Annotated in this window: 4 protein-coding genes; 1 reads left to right on the top strand and 3 read right to left on the bottom strand. The window is 49.8% G+C overall.

The features are described from left to right. A partial coding sequence (locus Q0140_RS06060; RefSeq protein WP_297962799.1) for a hypothetical protein occupies window positions 1-538 on the bottom strand: 538 nt, incomplete at its 3' end. 138 nt (window positions 539-676) lie between these two features. Next, window positions 677-1,108 carry a redoxin gene (locus Q0140_RS06055; protein ID WP_297962797.1) on the bottom strand — a complete coding sequence of 144 codons (432 nt, stop codon included), beginning with the start codon at window positions 1,106-1,108 and terminating at the stop codon, window positions 677-679. Between the two features lie 140 nt (window positions 1,109-1,248). On the opposite strand from Q0140_RS06055, the gene Q0140_RS06050 reads away from it, so the two are divergent. Next, window positions 1,249-2,325 (top strand): DUF3137 domain-containing protein, encoded by a 1,077-nt coding sequence (locus tag Q0140_RS06050; protein WP_297962803.1) that lies wholly within the window; start codon window positions 1,249-1,251, stop codon window positions 2,323-2,325. A 210-nt stretch (window positions 2,326-2,535) separates the two neighbouring features. On the opposite strand, the gene Q0140_RS06045 is transcribed toward Q0140_RS06050, so the two are convergent. After that, the gene (locus Q0140_RS06045) at window positions 2,536-2,685 is read right to left on the bottom strand and encodes a DUF475 domain-containing protein (RefSeq protein ID WP_297962801.1); all 150 of its coding nucleotides are present in this window, start codon (window positions 2,683-2,685) and stop codon (window positions 2,536-2,538) included. Between the last annotated feature and the right edge of the window lie 14 nt (window positions 2,686-2,699).

Below are 2,699 nucleotides of genomic sequence, written 5' to 3'. Positions count from 1 at the left end.
CGAGCACCGTGCAGGCGCGCTTGTTGTGCATTTTGCATGCCTTATCTAGCGCTTGCCCCGAGAGCTCAAAGCTCTGAGGGGTGCCGATTCCTTGGAGATATTTGACCGACAGCTCGTAGCACGCTTCGCTGCTGCCGGCATCGCACTGCTCGCGAAAAAGCTCAAACGACGCCACTACGTCCTTCTCTACGCCCAAGCCACGCCCTAGCGCATCTGCGTAGAAAAAGCACGATAGCTGATCTTTGCGCTCGCAGCCGCTTTTCAGACCGCGCGCGACGCGATCGCAGGAGCCTTCGTCGCTTTTTACGATGCAGCTTTGCAGATCCGCCCGTGAAATTCCGTCCGTTTGGATGACCGCATCGGCGCTGCTTTGCGAGCCGGCGCTTGCTTCGCCGCTCTTTATAAAGTGCGCGTTTTGCGTGGCAGTCTCGCCGATACTCGTTGTTTTGCCCGCCGCAGAAATTTTATCCGCCCGCGCGCTCTCGCCGCAGTTTGCCGCAAGTGCGCAAAATAGCGCCAAAAATAGAAATTTTTTCATACCCGCCTCCGTTAAATTTAGCGCTATTTTAATTAAAAATACTGAATTTAAGGAAAATGCGCCTCTGCCCTAAATTTCAGCATTGTGTCACAGCGCGCTTGGAGCGCGAAATTTAAAGCGCGCCGCCGAAGCGATCGATCATAGACTCTTTAGCGCCGCAAGTACGTTTTGCGCGTCTTGCTCGGGCTCTGCGATACGGCTAAAGCGCTTTACTTCCTTACCGCCTCTAAAAATCAGGGTTTGGCGGTGGTAAAATTTCTTCCCGTCGCCAGTAGTGAAGGTTTCGAGCCGCAGCGGCGTTTCAAGCTCGAATTTTTCGTCGTTTATGAACTCAAACGAGGCGCCCGTAGCGCGCTTAAACTCGCTCGTGCCCGCTTCGCCCATGCTGCCTACGGCGATAAGCTCGAAGCCAAGGGCTTTTATCTGCGCAAGCGCGCTCTCGTAGGCCTTGCACTGAAGCGTGCAGCCCGTAAGCCCCGCCACGCCGTGCAACTGCGCGGGCAAAAATTTGCCGCTATCGCCCATTTTCGGGTAGGTAAAAACTACGCAATTTTTCGGTAAATTTATCATCTCTCGCCTTTTAATCGAAATAGGTCGCAAAAATAGCATAAAAAATCTTAAACCCGCTTAACGGATGAAATTTTAATAAAATTTAGCGTAAAATAAGGGGCAAAATTTCGGCAAATCAAATTTGGAGTTAAATTTTGGATATGGACAGAGCGATAGAGGAGCTTGCAAAAAAGCAGCAGCAGTGCAAGATAAAATTTCTAAAACCGCTGATTTTATTGCTATGCATCGCGGTTTTTTCCGTCGGCTGGTTTATCCACGGCTTGATCCAAAACGAATACTCCTCCGCCGTGCTGATGTCCGCGATGATCCCGATAATTGCGGTAAGCTGCGTATGGGGGATTTATGATGATTCCATCGCCAAGTGGGAGTACAACGCCTTTTACAAAGACGCCTTCATTCGCGCCATCATTTCAGATATCGATCCCGCCTTTAGATACGAGCCGCAAAGCGGCATAGACGAAGAAGAAATCCGCAAAACGGGCATCTATCCGAATAATGAATTCGTAGCCGAGGATCAGATAGACGGCGTGTATAAAGGGGTAAAATTTAGCCTAAGCGAGGCGATAAAAATCTATGAAACGCGAGAATCTATGAGGCTTGTAGAGTTATCTCAAAGGTCCAAGAGCGATCTTTCCGCGGCTTTTTTGCTATCGGCGATCGCGCTTTGGAACGCTTGGAGGCTCGGCGAATACGTACAGGCCTTTAGCGGCTCGGTTTTGGTGTGCGAGTTTTATAAGAAATTTAAGGGGCAAACCATCATCGCGGACCGCTCGCCCGGCACCAAATTTTTAGGCGATCAGGAGCTGATGGACGACGTGATTTTCGGAGAGGAATTTCGCGTGTTCGCAAGCGATAAGATCGAGGCGCGGTATCTTTTGACGCCTAGCTTTATGGGTCGCTTAGGGGCTTTGAAGCTTAAGCTTGCGCCCAAGATCGCTCTTAGCGCGGCGTTTATGGACGGCAAATTTTATCTATTTTTAAACGGCGCGAAAAACCGCTTCGAAGCCGCGCTGTTTTCGCCGCGCACTACGCTAAGAGACGCCGAGCGGATAAAGGCCGAGGTTTTGCAGCTTCTTGGTATCATTGACGAGCTGCGTTTGAATGAGGAGCTTTTTGGCGGCGCAAGCGAGAGCGGCGAGCCCGCAAATAGCCCATCCCTCAGCGGCGAGGAGTTACAAAGATTGCGTGATAAAGGCTTGAGCTCGCGCGATCGCTGATTTGAATTTTAAAATACCATCTCGCGGCTTAAAATTTAACGCTTTTCGTAAAATTTCAATCTCATCGTTCGCGTTTTTAAATTTAGCGCTTTTTGAAATTTAGCGTCTTTTGAAATTTAACGCGGCGCAAGCGGGTAAAATTTATCGCTTGCGGCGGTAGCTTGAAATTTTAAAATTTAGCCCGCGCGCCGCAAAGCTCGCTATGAAATTTCACTCGTTGTTTCCCGCGATCGTTTCGATTAGTTTGCGTTTGTTGCGGCGGTTGTAGAGCACCGACGAAAGGAGCGATAGCGCGATGAATAAGATCCCCACGGTGCCCGTTATGATCTCGCTTACTTCAAATTTCAGCTTGGCAAACATTATAAACGCCAAAC

Origin of the sequence: uncultured Campylobacter sp. (assembly GCF_938045405.1) — a bacterium.
Taxonomy (GTDB): domain Bacteria; phylum Campylobacterota; class Campylobacteria; order Campylobacterales; family Campylobacteraceae; genus Campylobacter_B.
Note: the sequence above shows the minus strand (reverse complement) of the source record. Positions and strands in the feature narration are given on the sequence as shown.